This window comes from Nonomuraea sp. NPDC050790, from assembly GCF_044456745.1.
Classification (GTDB): Bacteria; Actinomycetota; Actinomycetes; order Streptosporangiales; family Streptosporangiaceae; genus Nonomuraea.
The window spans coordinates 277,104-303,321 of sequence record NZ_JBITGF010000010.1 but is presented as its reverse complement, the minus strand read 5'-3'; the positions used below and the strand labels follow the sequence as shown (position 1 = coordinate 303,321).

The following is a 26,218-nucleotide window of genomic DNA, read 5'->3' as shown; positions in this document are numbered from 1 at the left end:
GGGGTTCCTCCTGTTACTCCTCTAGGGAGAGGGCGGCTTTCGGGCAGGAACGTACGGCGTGCCGTACCCGGTCCTGCATGTCGGCTGGCGGTTCGGGGAGGAGGACGTGCAGGTTGTCCTCCTCGTCCACCTCGAACACTTCGGGGGCGAGCCCCATGCACACGGCGTTGGCCTCGCACACCAGGTAGTCGACCTTGATCTTCATGTGAGCCTCCTGTGATCCCATGAGACCACCTTGGTGCGCTCGACCACGTATGCGAGGCGTTTTCTGCCGGTCAGTTCCACGTACGGCCGCAGGTCCGCGTCGGGCACTCCTGGCGTCATCCGGCGGGCGATCTCCATGCCGATGTCCAGCACGCGCTCGCGCTCGCCGACCTGCTTGGCCACGCCGTACAGGAGGACCCCCTGCAGTTCCGCGTAGTCGTCGCCGGTCTCGATCAGGCAACTGACCCTGGGGTCGCGGGCGAGGTTGACGGACTTCTGGGCCTTGCCGTAGGTCCAGAAGGCGATCCGGCCCTCGTCGAGGCCGTAGAACATGGTCACCAGGTGCGGGGTGCCATCGGGGTTGATGGTCGCGAGCTGGAGCTTGCGCGAGCCCTCGATGAGGGCTGTGACGTCCGCTTCCGGCATCGCGATGCGCGCGCGCTGATTCACGTTGCCCAGTAGAACAGGTTCCAGAATCGCCGACAAGAGGGCAGTGGAATGTTGTTCGGTTCCACTAGGGTGCTTCACCATGACGATGCCTGCTGACTTGCGCTACGCGGCCGAGCACGCCAAGGGATTCATGCCGGCCGCCGAGGGGCTCGCGCTCTTCCAGGCCGCGCTGAAGTACGGAGGGCAGGGCCCCATCTGCGAGATCGGCACCTACTGCGGCAAGTCCGCGATCTACCTCGGCGCGGCGGCCCGGCAGGCCGGCAGCGTCGTGATCACCGTGGACCACCACCGGGGGTCGGAGGAGATCCAGCCCGGCTGGGCCCACCACGACCCGACGCTGGTCGATCCCCGCTTCGGCAAGATGGACTCGCTGCCCACCTTCCGCACCACCATCGCCGCCGCCGGGCTGGAGGACGAGGTGATCGCCGTGGTGGGGCAGTCGGGGAAGGTCGCCGCGCTGTGGAACACGCCCTTGGGGCTGCTGTTCATCGACGGCGGGCATTCCGAGGAGCCGGTGACCGTGGACTACGAGGGCTGGGCGCCGCATGTGCGGGAGGGCGGGGCGCTGGTGTTCCACGACGTCTACCCGGATCCCGGGCAGGGCGGGCAGGCGCCGTACCGGGTGTACCAGCGGGCTCTGGCCTCGGGGGCGTTCAAGGAGGTGGGGGCCGAGGGGTCGCTCCGGGTGCTGGAGCGGGTCGCCCCCGGCATCTAGCCCTCCTTCATCCGGACATGGGTACGCCCTGGGCGGCGGCGTCCGCGAACATGTCGTCGATCACCACCACGTCGCGGCCCGCCTTGGCCAGGATGGAGGCGGCGGCGGTGGCCCGGTAGCCGCTGCCACAGTGCACCCAGACCTGGCCCTGCGGGATCTCGGCCAGCCGGTGGACGAGGTGGGGCAGCGGAATGTTGACCGACCCGGCCACGTGCCCGTCCCGCCATTCCCCCGCCAACCGAACGTCCACCACGACCACCCCACCGGCGCCGCCTGTCGCTGGGGTGGCCAAGGCCGTGGCCAGGTCGGTGAAGGTGGCTCTGGGGAAGGTGCCGAGGGGCGTTTCCGGGGTGGTCAGAGCTTGAGGGGTGCCCACTGCCACGGCGGCGGGGTGGTCGATGCCGATTCTGACCAGTTCGCGCTGGGCCTCGGCGACCTGGTCGCGGGTCGTGCCGATCAGCGTGATGGGGGCGCCGTGGCCGGTCAGCCAGCCGAGCCAGGTGGCCATGCTGCCGTCCAGCCCCAGGCTGACGGTGCCGATCAGGTGCGCGGCGGCGTACGCGGTGCGCGAGCGCAGGTCCACGACCCACTCCCCGGCCCCGATGCGCCGGGCCAGTTCGGCGGGTGTGGCGGGCTCGGGCAGGCGCAGGTCCACGGGAGAGGGGCCGGTGGCGTTGACGGCGCCCATGTGGGCGTAGTAGGCGGGGTAGGCGTCCAGGCCGGACAGCACCTCGGTGACGAAGGCGTCCTCGGCGAGCCTCAGGGCGGGGTTGGTCCGCTTCTCCTGGCCGAGGGTCGAGGCGTCGCGGCCGGCCGTACCGACCGCGCAGAAGCTGCCGAACCCGTGTGTCGGCCAGATGCGCGCGCCGTCGGGCAGGGCGTCGGCGAGTCTGCGCACCGAGGCGTGCTGGTGGCGGGCGAGGGTCTCGGCGTGCTCGTCGCCGAGCAGGTCGGGGCGGCCGGTGGTGCCGAACAGCAGCGAGCCGCCGGTGAAGACGCCGACGGGGTCGCCGTGGTGGTCGAGGACGTACGACAGGTGGTCGAAGGTGTGGCCGGGGGTGTGCATCGCCCGCAGCCGCAAGGAAGGCGAAAGGTCGAGAGTGTCGCCGTCCTTCAGCAGGTGGTGTGGGAAGTCCACGTCGGCGGAGATCGCGTAGGTCGCGCCGGTCAGGCGGGACAGTTCGAGGCCGCCGGAGACGTAGTCGTTGTGCAGGTGGGTCTCGGCCACGACGGTGATCCGGACGCCCAGGCTGCCGGCCAACGCCAGGACGCGGTCCACGTCCCGCTGCGGGTCCACGACGGCGGCTGACTCGCCGTCGGTGACCAGGTAGCTGCGGTCGCCGAGGGTGGACGTCTCGATCACATGCACGTCGAACATCTACTCAACCTACCGGTCAGTCGGTACGGTGGCGCCGGGCCCACGCGCGCCGCGTCTGTGCTCGCCAGGCGAGGAAGTCGTCGTGCGTGTGCGGGTCGTCGCCCAGGCCGGCGAGGGCGGTGCCGATCCAGGCCGCCGCCTCCTCGGCGGGAACGCCGGTCAGGATCGGGGCGGCCTCCTCCGCGTGGCGGGGAAGGATCCCGGCCGTGAGCCAGGCGGCGCAGGCGAAGGCGGCGCCCTGCGCCACGTGCTGGCGGAAGCCGTCGCCCCCGGCGTAGACGGCCAGCCGGTCGAGCTCGTCGGGCTCGGCGCCGCCGGTGTAGACGGCCGCGAAGGCCACGCCGCTCCACAGGTCCGCCCTGCGGGCCGCCGGGTAGGCGTGGACGTGCGCGGCGAGGTCGTCGGGCGCGGCGCAGTCGTGGTACCACAGGAGCCGGCCGAGGCCCTGGTCGAAGATCGCACAGTGCGCGCGTACGGCCAGCTCCGGCATGGCCCGTTCACCCACCATGCGGTCGGCCTTGGTCATGCTGCGCTGGAACCCGTAACCGTCGATGGCCAGCCAGCGCAGCAGCGGATGCGCCCGCCGCATGCCCCACGTGGGCGGCAGGCGCAGCAGCGCGTGCGCGCGGCCCGCGCCCAGGTGGGCGGCATGCGGATGGAGCTGGGCGGGGCCGGCTAGTAGCTCGTTCAGGCGCCGGCCCCGAGTCATGGTGATCAGGTCGATCATGGTCGCGGCCGCCGCGGCGCCCTCCCAGGCGAACGGCTGCCGCTCCCGCGCCACCCGCCCGACCTTGTGGATCTCCCGGGCGATGACCGCGTTGTAGCCGTACACGTAGGCTTCCTCGGCCGCCGTGAGCACGCCTGGAGCCGCTCCCGCCCTCAGCCGGAACCGTCGCCGCCCCAAGTCGGACTCGACCGGATCCTTCTCCAGGAACCTCCACAGGCCACGCGCTGGGGCCAGTGTCTGTTCAATCGTGACCTGATCCAAGAACGATGTTGTGCCCGTGTCGCCCACGCTTCCCCCGAAGACGCCTCGTACGGCCACTCACGAAGCTAGTGAGCCCATTGCGGCATTCCCCGCCGCCGCTCCGCCCTTGGCGGCAAAGAAGCGGCAAAACCGATTGCGCGGGTGGCGGCGCCGCCGTACCGGAGAGAGGGCTAGCCCGAGGACAGCGTGCAGTCGCAGGTGTGGGCGGCGGGGGCGTGGATGTCGCGGAAGATGCCGGAACCGCCGCTGAGGCCGGACAGCGCGTCGGCGGCGAGGACGGTGGCGGCGGCGGTGTAGCCGCTGCGCTCGTGCGGGAAGTGCTTGCGGTTGACGAACTGCCAGCCGGTCCAGTACGAGCCGTCCTCGTGGCGCAGGTGCTGCATGTCGGCGAACAGGCGCAGGGCGCTCTCGCGCCGGCCCATCGCGTCGAGGGTCAGCACGAGCTCGCAGGTCTCCGCGCCGGTCACCCACGGCTGGTCGGAGACGCAGCGGATGCCGAGGCCCGGCACCACGAACGTGGACCACTCGCGGTCGATCAGGTCGGACGCCGACGGGCCGCGGACGGCGCCGCCGAGGACCGGGTAGTACCAGTCCATGGAGAAGCGGCTTTTGTCGGCGAACGCCTCGGGGTGCGCGGCGAGCACGTGCGCGAGGCGGTCGGCGGCCAGTTCCCAGTGGGGCTGCGGGTCGCCGAGGTGCTCGGCGAGCAGCACGCCGCAGCGCAGGCCCTGGTGGATCGAGGAGCAGCCGGTCAGCAGCGCGTAGGTGGAGTTGCGGCCCTGGGCGTCGCGCTCCCAGACGATCTCGCCGCGCGCGGTCTGCAGGCTCACCACGTAGTCGAGCGCGCGCTTGACCATCGGCCAGAGAGGGCTGGGGTCCTTGCCGGTGACCAGGTGGTTGTGCCAGGCGCCGACGGCCGCGTACGCCGCGTGGTTGGACTCGCCGCCGCGCTCGACCGCCACGCCGTCCTGGATCTTCATCGCCCAGGAGCCGTCGGGGCGCTGGTGGCGCATCAGCCAGTCATAACCCCGGCTCACCGGCTCCGACAGGCCCGCGACGGCCATCGCCATCAGGCATTCGACGTGGTTCCACGCGTCGACGTGACCCTCCGGCCAGGGCACGCCGCCGTCCTTCTGCTGGATGGCGGCGATGCTCTGGGCGGTCTGGACGGTCTGCTCCCAGCTGATCACGCTCAGGGCTTCCGCACGTAAAGGACGACGCTCTTGCCGATCAGCGGGTTGAGCAGGGCCTCGGCGACGCGGGTAGCGGCGGGCCGCTTCATGATGTCCCAGACGAGCAGCTCGTGGTAGGCCTTCGCGAGGGGGTGCTCGTCGTTGTTGACGCCGACGGCGCACTTGATCCACCAGTACGGCGCGTGCAGCCCGTGGGCATGGTGATGGGGTCCGATCTCGAACCCGGTGGACTTCAGCTTGGCGCTCAGCTCGGCCAGGGTGTAGATCCGGACATGTCCGCCCGGGGCCGTGTGGTAGTCCTCGTCCAGCGCCCAGCAGATCCGCTCGGGCAGGAAGCTCGGCACCGTGATGGCCGCCGTGCCGCCCGGCTTCAGCACCCGGAAGATCTCCGCCATCGCGCTCATGTCGTCCGGGATGTGCTCCAGCACCTCGGCCGCGATCACCCGGTCGAAGCTCGCCTCCTCGAACGGCATGTCCAGCGCGGTGCCCTGAACGGTCTCGCCGCCGGCGCCGACCGGCACCTCGCCGGCCTTGTCCATCGCCACGAACATGGCGGCCACGTTGTCCAGCTCGGACTGGTCCATGTCGAAGGCGACCACGTCGGCGCCCCTGCGCAGCACCTCGAAGGCGTGCCGGCCGCCGCCGCAGCCGAGATCGAGAACCCGCACTCCGGGGCCGACGGGCAGCTTGGCGAAGTCGACGGTCAGCAAGTCAGCGTGCTCCTCTGTTCTTGATGGCCTCGTGGTAGGCCTCGACGGTCCGCTTGGCGACGACATGCCAGGTGTAGCGCTCCATGACCCGGTCGTACCCGCGCCTGCCCACCGCCTCGCGCTCCTCGGGCGAGTCGTGCAGGCGGCGCAGCACCGCGGCCAGCTCCTCCGGGTCGCCTGGCGCGACCTGGACGGCCGCGTCGCCCACGACCTCGGGCAATGCTCCGGTACGGCTGGCCACCAGCGGAGTCGCGCAGGCCATGTGCTCCACGGCGGGCAGCGAGAACCCCTCGTACAGGGACGGAACCACCGAGATCTCCGAGGTGGCGATCAGCTCGCCCAGCTCGTCGTCGGAGATGCCGTGCACGAACCGGACCCGGTCCTGGAGGCTGAGCTCCTGGACGAGCTGCTCGGTGGGGCCGCCGGGGGTGGGCTTGCTGACGACGGTCAGGGTGATGTCGCGTTCGGTCGCGAGCTTGGCCACGGCTCTGAGCAGGGTGGCCACGCCCTTCATGGGGGAGTCGGCGCTGGCCACGGCGACGATCGAGCCCCTCTTCCGGGGCTTCTCCGGCCTTGGGTGGAAATATCGGGTATCGACGCCGAGGGGGATGAGGCGCATGTTGGCCTGCGGGACGTTGAAGTCGCGGTGGATGTCGGCCAGGCTCGACTCGCTCACCGTCAGGATCGGGCTCAGCCGCGGCGCGACCTTGGCCTGCATCTTCACGAACCCGTACCAGCGGCGCATGCTCAGCTTCTTGCCGCCCTTGGCCGCCTCCAGCTCGATGCGGCGATCCACGCTGATCGGGTGGTGGATGGTGCCGACGACCGGGAAAAGTTTCTGGATGCCGAGCAGGCCGTACCCGAGAGTCTGGTTGTCCTGGACGACGTCGAAGTCGCCGACGCGCTTCTTCAGCTCGCGGTAGGCGCGCAGCGTGAACGTCAGCGGCTCGGGGAAGCCCGCGGTCCACATGGTCCCGACTTCGAGCCAGTCGATCCAGTCGCGGTATTCGTGCAGTTTGGGGGTGCGGAACGGGTCCTCGTCGCGATAGAGGTCGAGGCTCGGGACCTTGTTGAGGATCACGCCCTCGTCGAGCTCGGGGTACGGCTGGCCGGAGAAGACCTCGACGTGGTGTCCGAGGGCGACGAGTTCGCGGCTCAGGTGCCGAAGGTAGACACCTTGACCGCCACAGGTCGGCTTGCTGCGGTAGGACAGCAGCGCGATCCGTAGCGTGTCATTCACGGACACCCCTTTCTCCGCCGGTAGACACCTGAGACGGGCGTGTACCGTGAAAGATGACCTTAGTTGGAAAAGGCTACCATTCGGTAGGTCATCTGGAATTGTTCCTACCCAGCCTCGCAGCCCTCGCGAACTGCGATGTTGGCGTGACCGAACGTAGTTCGGTGGAACTTGTTCTAGCTGGCTTGGTGCTGTTCGAGGCGCGTAGCTGTACATTCCCGTCCCAACGGACGCGGTTGCGATAGTTGGAGGACCCGTTGGCCAGGCGCGCTCTGATCACCGGCATCACCGGCCAGGACGGTTCCTATCTGGCGGAGCACCTGCTCGCCCAGGGGTACGAGGTCTGGGGCCTGGCCAGAGGGCAGGCCAACCCCCGGGTGTCGCGCATGCGCAAGCTCCTCGCCGACGTCCAGGTGGTGCGCGGCGACCTACTCGACCAGGGCTCGCTGATCTCGGCGGTGGAACGCGTTCAGCCCGACGAGGTCTACAACCTGGGCGCCATCTCCTTCGTGCCGATGTCGTGGGAGCAGGCCGAGCTGACCGCCGAGGTCACTGGGATGGGCGTGTTGCGGATGCTGGAGGCCATCCGGGTGTGTTCCGGGGTGTCCAGGGGGTCGAGCAGCCGCTCCGGACAGATCCGCTTTTATCAGGCTTCGTCCTCCGAGATGTTCGGTCAGGTCACCGAGACGCCCCAGAACGAGCGCACCGGCTTCCACCCCCGCTCGCCGTACGGCGTGGCCAAGGCCTACGGGCACTTCCTCACCCAGAACTACCGCGAGTCCTACGGCATGTACGCGGTCTCCGGCATCCTGTTCAACCACGAGTCGCCGCGCCGGGGCGCCGAGTTCGTCACCAGGAAGGTCACGCTGGGGGCGGCCCGCATCAAGCTTGGCCTGGCCACCGAACTGCGCCTCGGCAACCTGGAGGCGCGCCGCGACTGGGGCTTCGCCGGCGACTACGTCCGAGCCATGCACCTCATGCTCCAGGCCGCCGCGCCCGAGGACTACGTGATCGGCACCGGCCGCATGAAGTCGGTGCGCGACCTGGTGGAGGCCGCCTTCACCGCCGCCGGTCTGGACTGGGAGCAGTACGTCGTCCTCGACCAGACCCTCCACCGGCCCGCCGAGGTCGACCTGCTGTGCGCCGACCCCAAGAAGGCCCGCGTACAGCTCGGCTGGGAACCCACGGTCTCCTTCGACGACCTGGTCGCCATGATGGTCGAATCCGACCTCCGCCTCCTGTCCAACGGCGGCGACCCCGACCAGGACTCCTCCTGGCCCTGACCCCCTCCCTCCTGGGTTGACCCCTTTCCCCGCCCGAGACCCCCACGCCACTTCTCAGCCGAGACCCCACGCCTTTTCCAGGCCGGGACGCCACGCCCTTCCCGGGCCGGGACGCCCTCCGCACGCTCGCCCTCCAGCCGTGCCGCACCCACGCCCTGAACGCCCGCCGACCCGCGCGGCCCACGGCTCGGCGTCCGGGAACGGCCCACGCTCCGCTGGCCCGCACCGCCCCGCCTCCACACCCCGAACGCCCCACGCGCACCGCTGACCCCGGGCGTCCCGGCCCTGAGCGCATGCTTGGACAAGTGATCGGACAGGAGGCGGCGGCCTGGTCCCGGGCGTGGCGGGCCCGGGAACTGGCGGCCGGAGGTGACGGCCGGTGGTGATCCCGGGAGTGGCGGGTGGGGCGGTGGACGGGTTGGCGGGGCGAGGCCTGCGTGGGCTGGGGTGGCTAAGGGGTGCGGCGGCGGGGGCGGTGGTTGGGGTTGCGGCGGGCGGCTCGGATGCGGGAGAGGATGCGGGTGGTCTGGTCCGGGTGGGGGCGCCAGCCGCGTTCGATGAGGGAGTTGGCGACCTGCTCCAGGAGGTCGCCCATGCGGGCGGGCACCACGTCGCGGCGGACCGGGATGACGTGCCAGCCGACGGATTTCAGGCTGGCGCGGCGGGTGGCGTCTCTGGTGCGGTCGGCGGGGGAGGAGTGGTGTTCGCGGCCGTCGTACTCGACTGCCAGGTGGTGGTCGGGCCAGCCCATGTCCAGGTACGCGTGGCGGGCACCGGGAAGGGGCACGTGGATCTGGGTTGCCGGGCGGGGGAGACCTGCCTCCATGAAGGCCACCCGGAGGCGGCTTTCCCTCGGGGAGGCGGCGCCGCTGTCCGCCATGTCGAGGGTCTGGAGCAGGTGGGTCAGCGGGACTGCCCGGGTTCGGAGGCCGGCGATCTTCACGCCTCGTCTCAGGAACTGGTCGACGATGGCTATGCCCTCGATGCGGGGGAGGGTTTGGGCGCAGTCCAGGGCGGTGCGTTCCGGGGTGGTGAGGCGGGTTCCCCGGAACGTGGTGGTGTCGGCCGGGGGGAGCGACAGCTCGTACACCTGGGAGCCGGGGACGTCCAGGTGGATCGGGATGGCCAGCTCCACCGGCCACTCCTCCTGGCGGGTGCCGTCGGGCATGGCCTGCAGGCCCCAGGCGTGCGCGGCCGTCCGGCGGCAGGCCACGGCGCCGGGGAGGAGCTGGGTGAGCAGGCGGGCCCGGCTGAGGAGTGAACCCGTGGTGAGGGTGTCGGTCACGGGCACAGCGTGCCGGACCGCGCCGGGCCGGGATGGAGGCGAACGGGATTCTGTGGATGATCAGAGGCTTTCCACAGGGCGACCCGGACCGGACGGCTGCGCCGCTCGCCAAACACCCGCCGAGCTGGAAGGCTGCGCCCTCGCGTCAGGGGCTCGCGGGTTAGGCGCCGCCCCGGCCCAGGGCCGCACGTGGCTTGAGGGCTGTCTCCCTTCGGGGCTGCGTCAGGTGGGAGGGCGGGTTGCGCCGTCTCGACTCGGGGTGTGCGGCCCGGATGGGTGGGGGCTAGTTGAGGCGGACGGGGAGTTCCTTGATGCCGTTGATGAAGTTGGAGCGGAGCCTGCGTGCCTCCCCGGTCCGTCGCAACCGGGGGAACCGAACAGCCAACTGCTCGAACAGCACCCGCAGCTCCAGCTTGGCCAGATGGTTGCCGAGGCAGAAGTGCGCTCCGCCGCCGCCGAAGCCGATGTGCGGATTCGGGTCGCGTCCGATGTCGAAGGTCTCCGGCTGCGCGAACGCCGAGGCGTCCCGGTTGGCCGAGGAGTAGAAGACCACGACCTTGTCGTTCTCGCGGATCTGCTGCCCCGACAGCATCAGGTCGGTCGTGGCGGTGCGGCGGAAGAGGTTCACCGGCGAGACCCAGCGCACGATCTCGTCCGACGCGGTGCGGGACAGCGCCGGGTCGGCCACCAGGCGCGACCACTGGTCCGGGTGGTCGAAGAGGGCGAGCATGCCGCCGGAGGCCGCGTTGCGGGTGGTCTCGTTCCCGGCCACGACCAGCAGCAGCACGAACAGGTCGAACTCGTTCTCGTCGAGCGTCTCGCCGTTCTCGTCGGGCTGGATGAGCTTGGTGACGATGTCGTTGCGCGGCGCGCCGCGGCGCTGGGCGGCGAGCTGGTTGGCGTAGGCGTAGACCTCCATGGCCGCGGCGCCGCCCTCGTCGGGGCTGGCGGCGTAGTCGGGGTCCTGGGCGCCGATCATCCGGTTGGACCAGGTGAACAGCTTGTCCCGGTCGGCCACGGGCGCGCCGAGCAGCTCGCAGATCACGTAGAGAGGCAGCGGCGCGGCGATCTCGGTGACGAAGTCCACCTCGCCGGAGCACTTGTCGAGGAGGTCGTCGCAGATGTCGCGGATGTGGGGTTCGAGGGCGTTCATGGTACGCGGCGTGAACCCCCGGTTGACCAGCGACCGGCGCCGTGTGTGCTCGGGCGGGTCCTGGTTGAGCATCATCAGGCGCTGCATCGCCCGTTGCTCCTCCGGCATCTCGTTGAACAGCGCCAGCCGCCGCGAGGAGGAGAACAGCTCGGAGTGCCGGGAGACGTGCACCACGTCGTCGTAGCGGGTGACCGCCCAGAAGCCGGGTTCGCCGGGATGCCAGTGGACGGGATCATGTTCGCGCAACCATCGCAACTGCTCGTGTGGCGGCCCGGACTCGGCGTACCGGTCCTGGTCAACGAGGTCGATGAGCACCCGCTCCACCCCTTTGATCTAGCGCTTGGTTGAGCACCGTACTGAAACGTGTTCTATTACGCGTTGCCTGCCCCGTCAACCTACCCCCATCAGGTACGAACCCGCGCAAACGCCATCAAGGTAGGAGGTCTGTTCGGATCGCCACAGTCACTCCTCCTCCGATGTTTCCGGCGGCCTCAGTGACGGCTGCGACAGAGGCGACGCCCGGGGCGGGGGAGTGCAACCGGTTGCACAGGATCGCCGGAAATCCCGAGGTCACGGATCGGATGTATCGCCGGTTCCCGACTTGACAGGGCCCCACCCGGGTACGAGCATCGGAGGTCGAGACATCCGATGTATAGCCTAGGGATGCGGTGTGAAGCTGCTGCGAGTAGGACCTGTCGGCCAGGAGCGCCCGGTGGTGTTGGACGCCGCCGGTGACCTGCGCGACATTGGAGAGCCCGAGATCGACGGGGCTTTCTTCGCTTCCGGGGGAGTGGCGCGTGTCCGCGACGCGCTGGAGGGCGGCAGGCTGCCGTTGTTCGAGGGGGAGGGGCTGCGGGTCGGTACGCCCGTCGCCCGGCCGGGGAAGATCGTCTGCATCGGGCTCAACTACCGCGACCACGCCGCCGAGTCGGGCGCGCAGGAGCCCGAGGAGCCGGTCGTCTTCATGAAGGCGCCCAACACCGTCGTCGGCCCCGACGACGAGGTGCTGGTGCCGCGCGGCTCGGTCAAGACCGACTGGGAGGTCGAACTCGCCGTCGTCATCGGCAAGCAGGCGCGCTATCTGGACAGTCGCGAGGCCGCGCTCGACGCGATCGCCGGCTACACGATCTCCAACGACGTCTCCGAGCGGGAGTTCCAGTTGGAGCGGGGCGGCCAGTGGGACAAGGGCAAGTCGTGCGAGACGTTCAACCCGATGGGCCCCTGGCTGGTCACCGCCGACGAGGTGGGCGACCCGCAGGACCTGGCGCTGCGCCTGTGGATCAACGGCGAGCTGCGCCAGGACGGCAACACCAAGAACATGATCTTCGACGTGGCCGAGATCGTCAGGTACCTGAGCCAGTTCATGGTGCTGGAGCCGGGTGACGTGGTCAACACGGGCACTCCGGCCGGGGTGGCGCTGGGCCTGCCCGGCCAGCCGTACCTGCGGGCCGGTGACGTGATGGAGCTGGAGATCGCGGGCCTCGGCCGGCAGCGCCAGACGGTGGGCCAGGCATGACGGCCACGCCGTACCGGATCGTGGAGATGGAGACCCACGACATCCGGTTCCCGACCTCGCGGGAGCTGGATGGATCCGACGCGATGAATCCGGATCCGGACTACTCCGCGGCCTATGTGGTGCTCAAGACCGATGACGGGGCCGAGGGGCACGGGTTCGCATTCACGATCGGGCGGGGCAACGACGTCCAGACGGCGGCCATCGGCGCGCTGCGGCCGTACGTGATCGGCAGGGACGCCGAGGACCTCGGGGGCCTGTACAAGGAGCTGGTCAACGACTCGCAGCTGCGGTGGCTGGGGCCCGAGAAGGGCGTCATGCACATGGCGATCTCCGCCGTCGTCAACGCGCTGTGGGACCTCAAGGCCAAGAGGTACGGCAAGCCGCTCTGGCGCCTGCTGTCCGAGATGTCCCCCGAGGAGATCGTGGACCTGGTGGACTTCCGGTACCTGAGCGACGCCCTCACCCCGGACGAAGCCCTCCAGATCCTGAAAAACGCGGAACCCTCCCGCGCGGACCGGGTCGCCACCCTCCAGTCCGGCGGCTATCCCGCCTACACCACCTCGCCCGGCTGGCTCGGCTACGACGACGACAAGCTCCGCCGCCTCTGCAAGGAGGCGCTCGACCAGGGCTTCAAGCAGATCAAGCTCAAGGTCGGCGCCGACCTCGAGGACGACATCCGCCGCTTCCGCACCGCCCGCGAGGTCTGCGGCCCCGACTTCCCCATCGCCATCGACGCCAACCAGCGCTGGGACGTCGCCTCGGCCATCGCGTGGGTGAACGCGCTGCGCGAGTTCAACCCCCACTGGGTCGAGGAGCCCACCAGCCCCGACGACGTGCTCGGCCACGCGGCGATCGCCGAGGGCATCCGCCCGATCCCGGTCGCGACTGGCGAGCACGTGCAGAACCGCATCGTGTTCAAGCAGCTCCTCCAGGCCGGGGCCATCTCCTACCTGCAGCTCGACTCGGCCAGGGTCGGCGGCGTGAACGAGAACATCGCGATCCTGCTGCTCGCGGCCAAGTTCGGGGTGCCGGTCTGCCCGCACGCGGGCGGCGTGGGGCTGTGCGAGCTGGTGCAGCACCTGGCGATGTTCGACTACGTCGCGGTGAGCGGCTCGCTGGACGGCCGGGTCATCGAGTACGTGGACCACCTCCACGAGCACTTCGTCGACCCCGTCGTGATCGAGAACGGCAACTACGTCGCGCCGTCGCTGCCGGGGTTCAGCGCCGAGATGCGCCCCGAGTCGATCGCCGCGCACTCCTATCCGGGCGGCGAAGTGTGGAGGGACCAGTGAGCCTCAAGGCCGTCGTCACCGGCGGCGGCTCCGGCATCGGCCTGGCCGCCGCCACCGCGCTGGCCGCGAAGGGGATGACGGTCGCCTGCCTGGACATCGTTCCGCCCGGCGACCCCTTCATCGGGATAAAAGCGGATGTGACGGACGATGCCCAGGTACGCGCCGCTGTCGCCGAAGCGGCCGACCGGCTCGGCGGCATCGACATCCTGGTCAACAACGCTGGGATCGGCGCCCAGGGCACCATCGAGGACAACCCCGACGAGGAGTGGCGGAGGGTCTTCGACGTCAACGTGTTCGGGATGGTCAGGGTGGCCAGGGCGGCGCTGCCGTACCTCAGGAGGAGCGAGCACGCGGCGATCGTCAACACGTGCTCGATCGCGGCCACCGCGGGCCTGCCGGACCGCGCGCTTTACAGCGCCACCAAGGGCGCGGTCATGTCGCTGACGCTGGCGATGGCCGCCGACCACGTGCGCGAGGGCATCCGCGTCAACTGCGTCAATCCGGGCACCGCGGACACGCCCTGGGTGTCCAGACTGCTCGACGCCGCCGATGACCCCGAGGCCGAGCGCCGCGCGCTCAACGCCAGGCAGCCGATGGGCCGCCTGGTCAGCGCCGAGGAGGTCGCCGCGGCCATCGCCTACCTGGCGGGTCCCGAGGCCGCCTCGACCACGGGCACGGTGCTCGCGGTCGACGGCGGCATGCACGGCCTGAGGTTGCGCCCGCCCAACTAGCCGAGGTACACCCCCCAACGAACAGGATCTCTGGCACATGAGGATCGGATCCGTGGTCGCCTCAGCGGCCCTTCTTGCGATCGTGACGGCCTGCGGCTCGACCGGCGGCGGCGCCGCTCCGGCCGCGGGCGGAGCGGCCGGCAAGGTCGGCATCGACCATCCCCGGGCAGACTCCGACTTCTGGAACTCCTACATGAAGTACGTCGACCAGATGGCCACCGAGCTCAAGGTCGACAAGCTGAACCCGACCAACTCCCAGAACGACGTGTCCAAGCTGGTCAGCAACGTCCAGGCGCTGACCGGCCAGGGCGCCAAGGCGATCGTGATGGCTCCGCAGGACACCGGCGCCATCGCCACCACGCTCCAGCAACTGGAGAACAAGAAGATCCCGGTCGTCTCCGTCGACACCCGTCCGGACAAGGGCAAGGTCTTCATGGTGGTACGCGCCGACAACCGCGCGTACGGGACGAAGGCCTGCGAGTTCCTGGGCGAGAAGCTGGGCGGCAAGGGCAAGGTCGTGCAGCTCCAGGGCGCCCTGGGCTCGATCAACGGCCGCGACCGCTCCGAGGCGTTCGCCGAGTGCATGAAGAGCAAGTTCCCCGGCATCACGGTCTTCAGCGAGCCGACCGAGTGGGAGGGCAGCAAGGCCGCGTCGATGCTGCAGACCCGCCTGGAGCAGAACCCCGACATCAAGGGCATCTACATGCACGCCGGCGGCGTCCACCTGGCGCCCACGCTGCAGGTGCTGAAGACCAAGGGCCTGCTGGTCCCGCCGGAGGACCCCAAGCACGTCTTCGTCGTCTCCAATGACGGCATCCCGCAGGAGTTCGAGGCGATCCGCAAGGGCGACATCGACGCGACGGTCTCGCAGCCCGCCGACCTTTATGCCAAGTACGCGCTGTTCTACGCGAAGGCGGCGACCGAGGGCAAGACGTTCAAGCCTGGGCCGACCGACCACGACAGCACGATCATCGAGCTGCCGAACGGCCTGGAGGACCAGCTTCCCGCCCCGCTCGTCACGAAGGAGAACGTGGACGACCAGAAGCTTTGGGGCAACCAGGTCAAGTAATGAAATTTCACGTCGAAGCCCGAAATATCACGAAGCGTTTCGGACCCACCACCGCGCTGAACCACGCCGGCATCGGGATCGCCCCGGGCGAGACCCACGCGCTCGTCGGCAGGAACGGCGCGGGCAAGTCCACGCTGGTGTCGATCCTGACCGGGCTCCAGCGTCCCGACGAGGGCGAGGTGCTGTTCGCGGGCGAGCCGGCCCCCGCGCTCACCGACCGGGACGCCTGGCGGCGGCGCGTGGCCTGCGTCTACCAGAAGTCCACGATCATCCCCGCCCTGTCCGTCGCGGAGAACCTCTTCCTCAACCGCCAGGGCCGCTACGTCAAGTGGGGCGAACTGCGCGCCAGGGCCCGCGAGCTGCTGGCCACCTACGAGGTGGACGTCGACGCGGAGGCGCTGGCCGGCGACCTCGGCGTCGAGCAGCGCCAGCTCCTGGAGATCGCCAGGGCGCTGTCGTTCGGCGCCACGTTCATCATCCTCGACGAGCCCACCGCCCGCCTGGACGGCCCGGCCATCGAGCGGCTGTTCACCCGCATGCGGACGCTGCGCGAGCAGGGCGTGACGATGATGTACATCTCCCACCACCTCGACGAGGTCTACGAGATCTGCCAGAGCGTCACCGTCTTCCGCGACGCCCGGCACGTCATGACCAGGCCGGTCGCCGATCTCCCGCACGACGAACTGGTCTCGGCGATGACCGGCGAGGCCACGGCCGCGTACCAGGCGAGAACGCGCGCGGTCGGCGAGAAGCTCGTGCTGGAGGCGGACGGCCTGTCGCTGCGCGGCCGCTACGCCGACGTGGACCTGCGGGTACGCGCCGGCGAGGTGGTCGGCCTGGCGGGCTCGGCCAGCAGCGGCAAGATCGGCCTGGCCGAGACGTTGGCCGGGCTGCGCAGGGCCGACGCCGGAACGGTCACGGTCAACGGCGTCCGGCCCAGGCAGGGTGACGTGCCGGCCTTCCTGGAGGCCGGGCTCGGGTTCGTGCCGGAGGACCGCCACCACGAGGGGTTCGTGCCCATGCTCTCGGTGGGCGAGAACGGCACGATGCCGATCATGCGGATGCTGGGCAGGTTCGGGCTGGTCTCGCCGGGGCGACGCCGTACCAGAGGCGAGCAGATGATCACGGAGCTGGACATCAAGACCGACGGGCCCGACCAGCCCGTCGCGGACCTGTCGGGGGGAAACGCGCAGAAGGTCGTCTTCGCCCGCGCGATGGTGAACGACCCCTCCGCGCTCGTCGTCATGAATCCCACCGCCGGGGTCGACGTGAAGTCCAAGCAGGCGCTGCTGGGCGCGGTCGAGGACGCGGCCGAGCGCGGCGCGGGGGTGGTGCTGGTCTCCGACGAGCTCGACGACCTGCGCATCTGCGACCGGGTGCTGGTGATGTTCCACGGCAGGGTCGTCAAGGACGTGCCGCGCGGCTGGACCGACCACGAGCTCGTGGCCGTTATGGAAGGCATCGAAGAGTGACCGTTATGACCGCTCGGGCGCCGAAACCGCGGCTGGCCCGCTTCCGCGACCTGACCCTCGTGCCGGTGATCGCGCTCCTGCTCGTCGTGGGCGCGATCGCCGACCCGATCTTCCTGACCGCGGGCAACCTCAGCAACATCCTGCAGCAGCAGGCGTCGATCTCGCTGCTGGTGCTGGCCGAGGCCATGATCCTGATCGCCGGGAAGTTCGACCTGTCGCTGGAGTCGACGGTCGGCACCGCGCCGGCGATCGCGGTGATGCTGGTCGTCCCCGTGGCGGCGGGCGGATTCGGGTTCGGGCTGCCGGGCGCGCTGGTGATCCCGCTGGCGCTGCTCGTGGGCGCGGCCATCGGGGCCTTCAACGGGTTCCTGATCATCAGGTTCCAGCTCTCGGCGTTCATCGTCACGCTGGCCATGCTGATCATCGTGCACGGCCTGCTGCTCGGCCCGACCGAGGGCAAGACGCTCTTCCAACTGCCCGACTCCATCCTCTACCTGGGCAGCGTCACGTGGCTGGGGCTCCCGGCGGCGATCTGGATCGCGGGCGCGCTGTTCGCCGCGGGCATCCTCGTCCTGGGCTACACCCGCGCGGGCCGCTCCCTCTACGCGATCGGCGGCAACGCCGACGCCGCCCGCGCCGCGGGCATCCGGGTGCACCGGGTCCTGTTCGGCGTCTTCGTCATCGGCGGCATGCTGGCGGCGCTGGCGGGCATCCTGGAGACGGGCCGCCTGGGCGCCATCGGCAGCAACATGGGCGTCGGCTGGATCTTCATGGTCTTCGCCGCCGCGGTCATCGGCGGCGTCAGCATGGACGGCGGCAAGGGCACGATCCTCGGCGCGCTCACCGGCGTGCTCGTGATCGGCCTGGTGCAGAACATCCTCACGCTCAAGGGCGTCTCCGGCTTCTGGCAGCCGGTCGTCTACGGCGCGATCATCCTCATCGCACTCATGATCAGCCGCATCGCCGGCGGAAAGGCCCAGGACTGATGGAACGGCTCGCGCTGCGCTCGCGGCTCAAACCCGGCGCCGAGCAGGTCTACGACCGTGAGCACGCCACCATCCCCGCCGAACTGGAGGCGGCGATGCGCGAGCACGGCGTGCGTTCCTGGCGGATCTGGCGGGACGGGCTGGACCTGTTCCACGTGGTCGAGGTCGAGGACTACGCCGCGTTCCAGGCGGCGATGAAGGACGATCCGGCCGACCGGGCCTGGCAGGAGAAGATGAACAGGCTGCTCGACGGCGACTTCGACAAGGACTCCGCCGGCCTGCGCCAGGTCTGGGAGATGACATGAAATTTCCCGACTTCGGGCTTGGCGGCGCGCCGCTCGGCAACCTGTTCACCGCCGTCACCGACGAGCAGGCCCGCGCCACGGTGGACGCCGCGTGGGAGGCGGGCGTGCGGCTGTTCGACACCGCCCCGCACTACGGTCTTGGCCTGTCCGAACGCCGCCTCGGCGCGGCGCTGGCCGGGCGCGCGGGCTACGTGCTGTCCACCAAGGTCGGCCGCCGCCTGGAGCCCGCCGAGCCGGCCAGGGACGACGAGGGCTTCGACGTGGTGGCCGCCGAGCGCCGCGTGTGGGACTTCTCGCGCGACGGCGTGCGCCGCTCCCTCGACGAGTCGCTGGTACGCCTCGGCCTCGACCACGTGGACGTCGCCCTGATCCACGACCCGGACGCGCATGCCGACCAGGCGCTGGCCGAGGCGTACCCCGCCCTGGAAGAGTTGCGCGCCGAGGGCGTGGTCAAGGCCATCGGCCTCGGCATGAACCAGTGGCAGGTGCCCGCCAGGTTCGTCCGCGACACCGACGTCGACGTGGTCATGCTGGCCGGCCGCTACACCCTGCTCGACCGCTCGGGCCTGCCGCTGCTGGAGGACTGCGCGGCCAAGGGCGTCAAGGTGCTGGCCGCGGGCGTCTTCAACAGTGGCCTGCTGGCCACCGACGAGCCCGGCGGCACCTTCGACTACCAGCCCGCCGCCGCGCCGCTGCTGGAGCGGGCGCGGCGGCTGGCCGAGGTCTGCCGCCGGCACGGCGTCACGCTGCCGCAGGCCGCGATGGCCTTTCCCGCGCGGCATCCGGCCGTCGCGACCGTCGTGCTGGGTGCCCGCTCCGCCGACGAGGTACGCCGCAACGCCGCCCAGTGGGCCGATCCGGTGCCCGAGGAGCTGTGGGCGGAGCTAGAGCTCGTATGAGGTGATCCACAGGCCGGGGATGACCTCGGTGTCGCCGGTGTTCCCGAACCCGAGGCGCTCGTACAGGGTCCGCGCGGGCGTGTTGTCCCGGCCGGTGGAGACGATCACCTTCCGGCCGCCCGCCCTGGCCAGCACCTCCTTGACCAGCGTGCGTCCGATGCCCTGCCGCAGGACGCCCGGGTCCACGATCAACCGGTTGATGTCGAGCAGGCCCGCCGTCTCCTCCCAGGCGACCGCTCCGGTGAGCGTTCCCTCGTCGTCGAAGGCGCCGAGCCAGATGAGCGCCGCGCCCTGGAGGCCCGCCAGGTCCTCGTGCAGCGGCGGGATGCGGTCGTCGCCGATGATCTCGGCCTCGATGGCGTAGGCGGCATGCTGGAGATCGAGAAGTCGCTGGTCGGGCGTGATGCTGGTGATGTGCACTGGCTGATTATGTCGGTTTTATCGGGATATATGCCCACCATTTTGAGGGGCCTGGTTCGTAGGGGGAGTCGAGGCGTTTGCCGATGATGCCGGGCAGGCCCTGTTCGCGGGCGGCCTGCCGTACCGGCTGGGCCTGGGCGGGCCAGGACGGGGCGGTCTGCCAGCGCGCGCCCGAGATGTCCAGCGCGTCCAGGGCCGCGCGGCGCTCGGTGAACGGCCTGGCCACCAGCGAGTGGCCGTCGTCATAGAGCAGATCGGTACAGACCAGGATCTCCGCCCCGCCCATCCGGACGATCTCGCCGTCGAGGACCGCGCTCCTGCTGCCGAACGCCTCCGCCAGCGGGCGCAGCCAGGGAACCTCACGGGCCAGATCGGTACGCCCGCCGTCCACGTGGACCAGCACCCGGCGGCCGCCCCAGGCGAACTCGAAGGCGTAGGCGTCCTGGTCGCGGGGGAGTTTGGCGCGGTTGACCGGCAGCATGGGCTCCAGGGGCGGCAGCGGGTCCACGGCGGGAGGGTCCATGCGGTGGATCATCCAGTTCTTGCCGTCCGTCCTGAACAGCACATATCTGCCCTGGGCGCGCTCGCCGTGCAGCACCACCTTGACCTCGCGCTCGGACCACTTCTCCGTGTCGTAGGTGCCGGTGTCCCAGACCGTCATGCTGCCGGCGCCGTACTCGCCCGAGGGGATCTCGCCGTGGAAGTCGAGGTACTCCATCGGGTGGTCCTCGGTGTGGACGGCCAGGTGGTTGACCTTGGGATCGGCCGGCAACCCCTTCGGGACCGCCCAGGAGACCAGCACGCCGTCGCGCTCCAGGCGCAGGTCCCAGTGGAGGGAGCGGGCGTGGTGCTCCTGGATCACGAACGCGCGGTCGTCCCCCTTCTCGGGCGGCTGCTGGGGGACGGGTTCGGGGGTACGGCTGGCGTCCCGCTTACTCCGATACTTCGCGAGTTTGTCGGCCACGCCCCCTATCTACCCGACCCCCACCCCCCACACCCCACCCACCAGCCGTGCCCGGCCACCGGACCTCTCGGCACCGCGCCCAGCCCCCTCGGGCCTGTCGCGCCGCCCTGCCGTCGAGGCCCCCACCCCCGTCGCGCGCTTGCCCGCCGAAGGCGTTGACGTCGCCCGCCTCGCCCACCCGGCACCCCCGACTGCCTGTCCTGGCCCACCAGAGCCTTGGCGCCCGCCAACGCCGACCACACCAGCACGTTCGCCCGCTTAGGCCCTCGCGTGCCGCCACCTCCACAGGCCGTTCGCGTGGCCCCGCCTTTCCGGTTGGTTCATGGCGTGGCCATGCCTTCCCGGGTGGTCCAAGGCGTGGCCACGTGTGGCGGGCTGGTCAGTCGAGGGCCTTGCGGAGCCACGCCTCCACCCCGGCCACGTGGACCGTGGCCCAGGAACGTGCCACATCGGGCTGGCGGGCGGCTATGGCGTCGTAAATGGCCGTATGTTGCTCCATGGTCTTCTCCAGCGCCCCCTCCTGCGTGAGTCCGCGCCAGATGCGCGCCCGGTGGGTGGGACCGGCCAGGCTCTCGATGAACGAGCACAGCACGTTGTTGCCGGACCCACGGGCGATGCGCTGGTGGAAGGTCAGGTCGTTGTCGACCAGCTCCTCGATCGTGGGCTCCTTGGGCAGCGAACGCAGTACCTCGCCCAGCTCCACGATGTCGGCGTCGCTCATCTGGACCGCGGCCATGGCTGTGGCGGCGGGTTCCAGGATGCGGCGAACCTCGAAGAACTGGATGACGGTGTCGTCGCGGTGCAGGTCGAGTACGAACGACATCGTGTCCAGCAGGAGCCGGGGCTCCAGGCTGGTGACGTAGGTGCCGTCGCCCTGCCGTACGTCCAGGACGTTGATGAGCGCCAGCGCGCGTACGGCCTCGCGCAGCGAGTTGCGGGACAGGCCCAGTCGTTCGGCGAGATCGGCCTCCTTGGGGAGCCGGTCGCCGGGGGCGAGCTCGCCCGAGAGGATCATCTGCTTGATCTTGTCGATCGCAGCGTCGGTGACCGCCACGCTTCTCTCCCTAGACATCGGATGTCTACGAGTCTAGGGCCTGGAAGCGTACGGGATCGACCCCGGACACGCGGCGGATCTCGCCGCGCGCCTCCAGGGTGCGAAGGTGGGCGGCGGCTTCTCCGGCCGCCAGTCCTCGGAGCATAGGGGACAGGTCATCCCATGCTCGGTTCCACGTCATCATCGCGGCGATCTCCCAGATGGTCAGCGGCTCGCCGATGCTGGTCAGCAGTGTGGCGAGCGTGTGGAGTCTCTCCTCGTGATGGTGGCGGATCTCGGCGGCGCGTGCCGCCACATCCGGAAATATCCACTCATGCGCGGGCAGGCCGGAGAGGTGTCCATATCCGGCCACTTTCTCCAGGGACTCCAGGAAGTCGCGCAGGGGATCCACGTCGTCGCGGTCATACGGATATATACCGACATGTGGAGTTATGCCCGGCAGGACGTGATCGCCGGTGAACAGCCGGTCGTCGAGCCGGAGGCATAGATGTCCGGGTGTGTGCCCGGGGGTGTGGATCGCCCGCAACTCGCGCCCCGGCAGATCGACCAGTTCGCCGTCCCGCAACGTCCGATCCGGCTGCGCGGGCGGAACCGGCCGCTCCGCCGCCGTCGTGCTGACGTCGAGCCCCTCGGCCCCCGCCCGCCGCAACATCTCGGCCTGGAAATCCCGATGCTCGTCGTCGGCCAGGCCGCGCATGAGCGTGACGATGGCCGCGTCCGCCTCATGCATGGCGATCCAGGCCCCGGACACCTCCCGCACCTGCCCGGCCAGCCCCGCATGATCCGGATGAAAGTGGGTCACAACGACGCCATAGACCTCCGCGACATCGATCCCCAACACCCCGAACCCGCCCCGGAGCGCCTCCCACGCGTCCGGATGGTTCCACCCCGCATCCACCAGCACCGGCCCACGCGGCGACTCGATCGCGTAGACCAGCGTGTAGCCGAGCGGATTGCCGGGAATCGGCACCGGCACGCTCCACACCCCGCCGCCCAGATCCTGCGGCTTCTGACTGCTGTACGACCGGCGTCCCGCCTTCACCCGACGCCACCCCGAAGCCTCGTCACCACGCGGTGGCGGCTGCCCCGACACGCGTCAACGCACCGAGCCAACGAACTCCCTCTCGCCACCCAGGACCTCTGCCCCCCACCTCGCGCCTCCGCCACCCTCTCGCCCCGGCCTCGCGCCTCCGTCACCCTCTCGCCCCGGCCTCGCGCCTCCGCCACACGGCCGCGGCGTCGGGTTCCCCTGGTCCGGTCCTCGCGTTGCCGGCGCGCCGTCTGGCCATCTCGTCGGTAGCCCGGGGCCCGGGCACTGCGTTGGCTGCCCGGAGCTTGTTCGTCCAGCCATGCCATCAGCGGTTGGACGGATGAGGGCTGGTTGTCGTGGTTGTGCCTTGGAGGCTGTGCTGTCACGTGAGGCGCTCTAGGACGGTGGCTGTGGCCAGGGCGCCTCCGGCGCACATGCTGACCAGGGCGGTGGTGGAGTCGGAGCGTTCGAGTTCGTGCAGGGCGGTGGTGATGAGGCGGGCGCCGGTCGCGCCCACGGGGTGGCCCAGGGCGATGGCGCCGCCGTTGACGTTGACGCGGTCGAAGTCGGGTTCGTGCACGCTTGCCCAGGACAGGACGACCGAGGCGAAGGCCTCGTTGACCTCGAAACGGCCGATGTCGTTCATCGTCATCCCCGTGCTGGCCAGCACCTTGGCCGTGGCGTCCACCGGCCCGTCCAGGTGATAGTACGGCTCCGCCCCGACCAGCGTCTGGGCCAGGATCCTGGCGCGGGGACGCAGGCCGTACCTCTGAGCGGCCTTTTCGCTCATCAGCAGGACGGCGGCGGCGCCGTCGGAGATCTGGGACGACGTGCCCGCGGTGTGGAGCGCGCCGGGCACGACCGGCTTGAGCGTGGCCAGGCCGTCGGCGGTGGTCTCGCGTAAGCCCTGGTCCTTGGTGACGCCCTGGACCGGGACGATCTCCCTGTCGAACCGGCCGTCGGCCCACGCCTTGGCCGCGAGTTGCTGGGAACGGGCGCCGAACCAGTCGAGGCGCTCGCGGGTGAGGTTGCGGCGGGCGGCGATGCGTTCGGCCGCGGTGAACTGGTCCGGCAGGTCGATCGACCAGTCGTCGGGACGCGGCCGCGCGGGCTGGACGTTGCTGCCCAGCGGCGCCCGGCTCATCACCTCGACCCCGCACGCCACGCCCACCTCGATGACGCCCGCCTGGATCAACGCCGCGACCAGGTGTACCGCCTGCTGCGACGAACCGCACTGCGCGTCGATCGTGGTCACGCCGGTTCGGTGCGGCAGCCCCGCGTAGAGCCAGGAGTAGCGGCCTACGTGACCGCCCTGTTCGCCCGCCTGGGTGACGCAACCGGCGAAGACCTGCTCGACGCTTGCCGGGTCGATGTCCGCCTTCTTAATGAGGCCGGTGAGGGCTGCGGCTAGAACTTGTTGCGGCTTGAGCTCGGAGAGCCAGCCGTTGCGCTTGCCGATGGGAGTCCTTACGGCTTCTACGATCACGGGTGTGCCCACAGCGCCTCCAGAACGATGCTCTGGAGGCGAATGTAACGCGTTCTAGTTTCTGCCCGCAATGCGCTCGGCTCGCCGCTTCTCTTCTCCCTTCCGGTCGACGCCTTCTCTGGCTCGCCATCAAGGTCTTCGCTCAGCCTCGGCCCGCAGGCAGTGGCTGAGCCCTCACGGGCAAGCGCTCCTGGTAGGGATCCTCGGCACCGGCTGGCCCTGGACCCGGGTTGATTCCGAGTTGGTCGGAGGGTCAGGCGGGCAGGGTGGCGGGGAGGCCGAAGGTGTCGAAGAGTTTGAGGTCGAAGAACTGGCACACGTGGGTGACTCCGGCCCGAGAGAGGGTGAGGACCGGGAGGCCGAAGGCGTGGTAGAGCCCGTCCTCGCCCAGCAGGTACATGCCGAACGCCGGTTGCCCGTTGGCGCGGCAGGGCACCAGCTTGAGGTCGCCGGGACGCTTGGCCGGGCAGTGGGTGGCGATGAGCTGGCCGATGTTCTCCGCGCCCTGGAACCACCCGGGGAACGGCGGCATCTCGAAGACCGCGTCCTGCGTGAACAGCTTGACGATCGCGTCCACGTCATAGCTCTCGAACGCCTGCATGTACCGGTCGAGCAACTCCCGCTGCTCCCGCTCGTCAGGCTCGCCCAGTTGGTCCTCAGCCGGTGAGACCTCGGCCAACTGCGCCCGTGCGCGCTGCAGGATGCTGTTGACCGCCGCGGTGGACGTGTCGAGCAGATCGGCCACCTCGGCCGCCCGCCACTGGAGCACGTCACGCAGGATGAGCACCGCACGCTGGCGGGCGGGCAGGTACTGCAGGGCCGCCACCAGGGCCAGCCGGATGCTCTCCCGCGAGGTCACCACGGTCGCCGGGTCCCGCCCGTCGGCCCCGACCGCCTCGTCGGGCACGGGCTCCAGCCACTCCAGCTCCATCGTCTCGCTCAGCGGCGCGTCACCTCTTGCGCTCGGCGCCCCGAGCCCGGTCGGCATCGGCCGTCTGCCCTGTTTGTCGAGCGCGGTCAGGCAGCGGGTGGTGGCGATCTTGTAGAGCCAGGTGCGTACGGACGAGCGGCCCTCGAACTTGTCGTAGGCCCGCCAGGCACGCACGTAGGTCTCCTGGACCGTGTCCTCGGCGTCGTGAACCGAGCCGAGCATGCGATAGCAGTGCGCCAGCAGTTCCCGCCGGAATGGGTCGGCCTGCTGAACGAAGTCATCGCTGACTGTCATGTTCCCTGTTTAGCCGATGCCTGTGACAAAAACGTGTCCGTGGAGCGATGAGCCGCGAACGTGGCCGGGGTCAACCTCTGTGCCGACGCTTCCGATCGGCCCAGGACGGGGCGGGTCCGGGCTCGGACTCGCCCTTCTGGCGCGTGCAGAGGCAGGAACGAGGGGCCCTGCCCTGCACGCGCCCTATGAAGGGAAGAGCGCCGGCCGGGCCTAAGGCGTGAGGACGATTTTGCCGGTGGTGCGGCCGGTTTCGCCGAGTTCGTGGGCTTTGGTGGCTTCTTCGAGGGGGAGGACGGCGGCGATCTTGGCGCGTAGGCGACCTGCCGCGGCCAGGGCGGCGATGGACTTCATGGCGGCGTGGTCCGGTTCGACCAGCATCGCGGCGGACCGGATGCCGCGTGCTGACGCCTCCTCGGCCAGATCCGGGTCGAGTTCGGACAGGACCAGGGACACGATCGTGCCGCCCTCGCGCAGGGTGCGCAGGGAGCGGGAGCCGTACTCGCCGCCCATGGTGTCGAGGACCATGTCCACGTCCCTGACCACCTCGGCGAAGTCGGTGGTGCGGTAGTCGATCAGTTCGTCGGCGCCCAGGGTGCGGAGGAAGTCGTGCTTGGCGGCGCTGGCCGTACCGATGACGTGGGCGCCGCGCGCCTTGGCGATCTGCACGGCGAGATGTCCCACGCCGCCCGCGGCGGCGTGCACGAGCACCCGCTGGCCGCCCCTGACGCCCGCGGTGTCCACCAGCGCCTGCCACGCGGTGAGCGCCGCGAGTGGCAGCGCGCCTGCCTGGATGTGGTCGATCTCGCTGGGTTTGCGGGCAAAGGTACGGGCTGGCGCGGAAACGTACTCGGCATAGGCGCCGTGTGCCTGCGGATACCGGAGCATGCCGAACACCTCGTCGCCCGGCCGGTACAACGTCGTCCCCGGCCCGATCGCCTCGACGACGCCCGAGACGTCCCAGCCGAGGGTGAAGGGAGGGACGCCGATGAGCCCGCCGTTGGCGCGATGCTTCCAGTCGGTGGGGTTGACCCCGGCCGCCCGTACCCGCACCAGCACCTCGGTCGGCCCCGGCTCCGGCCTGGCGACCTCGGCCAACCTGAGCACGTCCGGCCCGCCAAGCACGTCCTGCGTGATCGCCCGCATCATCATCCGGCCAGTCTCGCAGCTCCGACG

General features: G+C 70.1%; 26 protein-coding genes. 10 read left to right on the top strand and 16 right to left on the bottom strand.

The annotated features are described in order from the left end of the window. Positions 1-13: 13 nt before the first annotated feature. Positions 14-205 (bottom strand): ferredoxin, encoded by a 192-nt coding sequence (locus ACIBEJ_RS42090; RefSeq protein WP_397188556.1) that lies wholly within the window; start codon positions 203-205, stop codon positions 14-16. Beyond that, positions 202-654 carry a pyridoxamine 5'-phosphate oxidase family protein gene (locus tag ACIBEJ_RS42085; protein WP_397188555.1) on the bottom strand — a complete coding sequence of 151 codons (453 nt, stop codon included), beginning with the start codon at positions 652-654 and terminating at the stop codon, positions 202-204. Before ACIBEJ_RS42085 ends, ACIBEJ_RS42090 begins: the two co-directional genes overlap by 4 nt. An 85-nt stretch (positions 655-739) precedes the next feature. Here ACIBEJ_RS42085 and ACIBEJ_RS42080 point away from each other — a divergent pair, with 85 nt between their 5' ends. Further along, complete coding sequence (locus ACIBEJ_RS42080) at positions 740-1,369, top strand: class I SAM-dependent methyltransferase (RefSeq protein ID WP_397188654.1); 630 nt, start codon at positions 740-742, stop codon at positions 1,367-1,369. A gap of 7 nt (positions 1,370-1,376) precedes the next feature. On the opposite strand, the gene ACIBEJ_RS42075 is transcribed toward ACIBEJ_RS42080, so the two are convergent. From ACIBEJ_RS42075 to ACIBEJ_RS42055, 5 genes are all read right to left on the bottom strand, one after another. After that, entirely contained in the window at positions 1,377-2,747 is a 1,371-nt protein-coding gene (locus ACIBEJ_RS42075; protein WP_397188554.1) for a rhodanese-like domain-containing protein, read from the bottom strand. A 16-nt stretch (positions 2,748-2,763) separates the two neighbouring features. Next, a complete protein-coding gene (locus ACIBEJ_RS42070) occupies positions 2,764-3,762 on the bottom strand; it encodes a DUF1702 family protein (RefSeq protein WP_397188553.1) in 999 nt (332 codons plus the stop codon). A 143-nt stretch (positions 3,763-3,905) separates the two neighbouring features. Next, on the bottom strand, positions 3,906-4,925 hold the full coding sequence (locus ACIBEJ_RS42065) for a prenyltransferase (protein WP_397188552.1): 1,020 nt from the start codon (positions 4,923-4,925) through the stop codon (positions 3,906-3,908). A 2-nt stretch (positions 4,926-4,927) separates the two neighbouring features. Then, positions 4,928-5,638: a class I SAM-dependent methyltransferase gene (locus ACIBEJ_RS42060; RefSeq protein WP_397188551.1), complete on the bottom strand. Its 711-nt coding sequence runs from the start codon at positions 5,636-5,638 to the stop codon at positions 4,928-4,930. A 1-nt stretch (position 5,639) separates the two neighbouring features. After that, a complete protein-coding gene (locus ACIBEJ_RS42055; RefSeq protein WP_397188550.1) occupies positions 5,640-6,884 on the bottom strand; it encodes a glycosyltransferase family 4 protein in 1,245 nt (414 codons plus the stop codon). Between the two features lie 248 nt (positions 6,885-7,132). Between ACIBEJ_RS42055 and ACIBEJ_RS42050 the strand changes: the two genes are divergently transcribed. Next, a complete protein-coding gene (locus ACIBEJ_RS42050; protein ID WP_397188549.1) occupies positions 7,133-8,158 on the top strand; it encodes a GDP-mannose 4,6-dehydratase in 1,026 nt (341 codons plus the stop codon). 451 nt (positions 8,159-8,609) lie between these two features. Here the strand turns inward: ACIBEJ_RS42050 and ACIBEJ_RS42045 are convergent, their stop codons facing one another. Together ACIBEJ_RS42045 and ACIBEJ_RS42040 are read right to left on the bottom strand one after the other, a co-directional pair. Further along, the gene (locus ACIBEJ_RS42045; RefSeq protein ID WP_397188548.1) at positions 8,610-9,443 is read right to left on the bottom strand and encodes a DUF559 domain-containing protein; all 834 of its coding nucleotides are present in this window, start codon (positions 9,441-9,443) and stop codon (positions 8,610-8,612) included. 283 nt (positions 9,444-9,726) lie between these two features. Further along, complete coding sequence (locus tag ACIBEJ_RS42040) at positions 9,727-10,911, bottom strand: cytochrome P450 (protein WP_397188547.1); 1,185 nt, start codon at positions 10,909-10,911, stop codon at positions 9,727-9,729. Between the two features lie 355 nt (positions 10,912-11,266). Here ACIBEJ_RS42040 and ACIBEJ_RS42035 point away from each other — a divergent pair, with 355 nt between their 5' ends. Genes ACIBEJ_RS42035 through ACIBEJ_RS42000 form a run of 8 tightly spaced genes read left to right on the top strand, consistent with a single transcriptional unit; the run spans position 11,267 to position 18,866 of the window. After that, entirely contained in the window at positions 11,267-12,112 is an 846-nt protein-coding gene (locus tag ACIBEJ_RS42035) for a fumarylacetoacetate hydrolase family protein (protein WP_397188546.1), read from the top strand. Beyond that, positions 12,109-13,404 carry an L-fuconate dehydratase gene (locus ACIBEJ_RS42030; protein WP_397188545.1) on the top strand — a complete coding sequence of 432 codons (1,296 nt, stop codon included), beginning with the start codon at positions 12,109-12,111 and terminating at the stop codon, positions 13,402-13,404. Before ACIBEJ_RS42035 ends, ACIBEJ_RS42030 begins: the two co-directional genes overlap by 4 nt. Further along, on the top strand, positions 13,401-14,135 hold the full coding sequence (locus ACIBEJ_RS42025; protein WP_397188544.1) for an SDR family NAD(P)-dependent oxidoreductase: 735 nt from the start codon (positions 13,401-13,403) through the stop codon (positions 14,133-14,135). The genes ACIBEJ_RS42030 and ACIBEJ_RS42025 overlap by 4 nt, the downstream gene beginning before the upstream one ends. 37 nt (positions 14,136-14,172) lie before the next feature. Continuing rightward, complete coding sequence (locus ACIBEJ_RS42020) at positions 14,173-15,204, top strand: sugar ABC transporter substrate-binding protein (RefSeq protein WP_397188543.1); 1,032 nt, start codon at positions 14,173-14,175, stop codon at positions 15,202-15,204. Beyond that, complete coding sequence (locus tag ACIBEJ_RS42015) at positions 15,204-16,676, top strand: sugar ABC transporter ATP-binding protein (protein ID WP_397188542.1); 1,473 nt, start codon at positions 15,204-15,206, stop codon at positions 16,674-16,676. The genes ACIBEJ_RS42020 and ACIBEJ_RS42015 overlap by 1 nt, the downstream gene beginning before the upstream one ends. A 5-nt stretch (positions 16,677-16,681) precedes the next feature. After that, positions 16,682-17,662 carry an ABC transporter permease gene (locus tag ACIBEJ_RS42010; protein WP_397188541.1) on the top strand — a complete coding sequence of 327 codons (981 nt, stop codon included), beginning with the start codon at positions 16,682-16,684 and terminating at the stop codon, positions 17,660-17,662. Next, positions 17,662-17,967, top strand: a complete 306-nt coding sequence (locus tag ACIBEJ_RS42005) for an L-rhamnose mutarotase (RefSeq protein WP_397188540.1) — start codon at positions 17,662-17,664, stop codon at positions 17,965-17,967. Before ACIBEJ_RS42010 ends, ACIBEJ_RS42005 begins: the two co-directional genes overlap by 1 nt. Beyond that, the gene (locus tag ACIBEJ_RS42000) at positions 17,964-18,866 is read left to right on the top strand and encodes an aldo/keto reductase (RefSeq protein WP_397188539.1); all 903 of its coding nucleotides are present in this window, start codon (positions 17,964-17,966) and stop codon (positions 18,864-18,866) included. Before ACIBEJ_RS42005 ends, ACIBEJ_RS42000 begins: the two co-directional genes overlap by 4 nt. Here the strand turns inward: ACIBEJ_RS42000 and ACIBEJ_RS41995 are convergent. The 7 genes from ACIBEJ_RS41995 to ACIBEJ_RS41965 all read right to left on the bottom strand — a co-directional run bounded on the left by ACIBEJ_RS41995 (position 18,852) and on the right by ACIBEJ_RS41965 (position 26,188). Continuing rightward, positions 18,852-19,286 (bottom strand): GNAT family N-acetyltransferase, encoded by a 435-nt coding sequence (locus ACIBEJ_RS41995; protein ID WP_397188538.1) that lies wholly within the window; start codon positions 19,284-19,286, stop codon positions 18,852-18,854. The two genes, ACIBEJ_RS42000 and ACIBEJ_RS41995, sit on opposite strands and share 15 nt — an antisense overlap. A gap of 7 nt (positions 19,287-19,293) precedes the next feature. Beyond that, a complete protein-coding gene (locus tag ACIBEJ_RS41990; protein ID WP_397188537.1) occupies positions 19,294-20,250 on the bottom strand; it encodes a DNA polymerase ligase N-terminal domain-containing protein in 957 nt (318 codons plus the stop codon). 379 nt (positions 20,251-20,629) lie between these two features. Continuing rightward, complete coding sequence (locus ACIBEJ_RS41985; protein WP_397188536.1) at positions 20,630-21,304, bottom strand: FadR/GntR family transcriptional regulator; 675 nt, start codon at positions 21,302-21,304, stop codon at positions 20,630-20,632. 25 nt (positions 21,305-21,329) lie between these two features. Continuing rightward, on the bottom strand, positions 21,330-22,397 hold the full coding sequence (locus tag ACIBEJ_RS41980) for an MBL fold metallo-hydrolase (RefSeq protein WP_397188535.1): 1,068 nt from the start codon (positions 22,395-22,397) through the stop codon (positions 21,330-21,332). A 319-nt stretch (positions 22,398-22,716) separates the two neighbouring features. Further along, entirely contained in the window at positions 22,717-23,832 is a 1,116-nt protein-coding gene (locus tag ACIBEJ_RS41975; protein WP_397188534.1) for a steroid 3-ketoacyl-CoA thiolase, read from the bottom strand. Positions 23,833-24,073: 241 nt separating this feature from the next. After that, positions 24,074-25,045: a sigma-70 family RNA polymerase sigma factor gene (locus tag ACIBEJ_RS41970; protein WP_397188533.1), complete on the bottom strand. Its 972-nt coding sequence runs from the start codon at positions 25,043-25,045 to the stop codon at positions 24,074-24,076. 210 nt (positions 25,046-25,255) lie between these two features. Continuing rightward, positions 25,256-26,188: an NADP-dependent oxidoreductase gene (locus tag ACIBEJ_RS41965; protein ID WP_397188653.1), complete on the bottom strand. Its 933-nt coding sequence runs from the start codon at positions 26,186-26,188 to the stop codon at positions 25,256-25,258. Positions 26,189-26,218 lie beyond the last annotated feature (30 nt).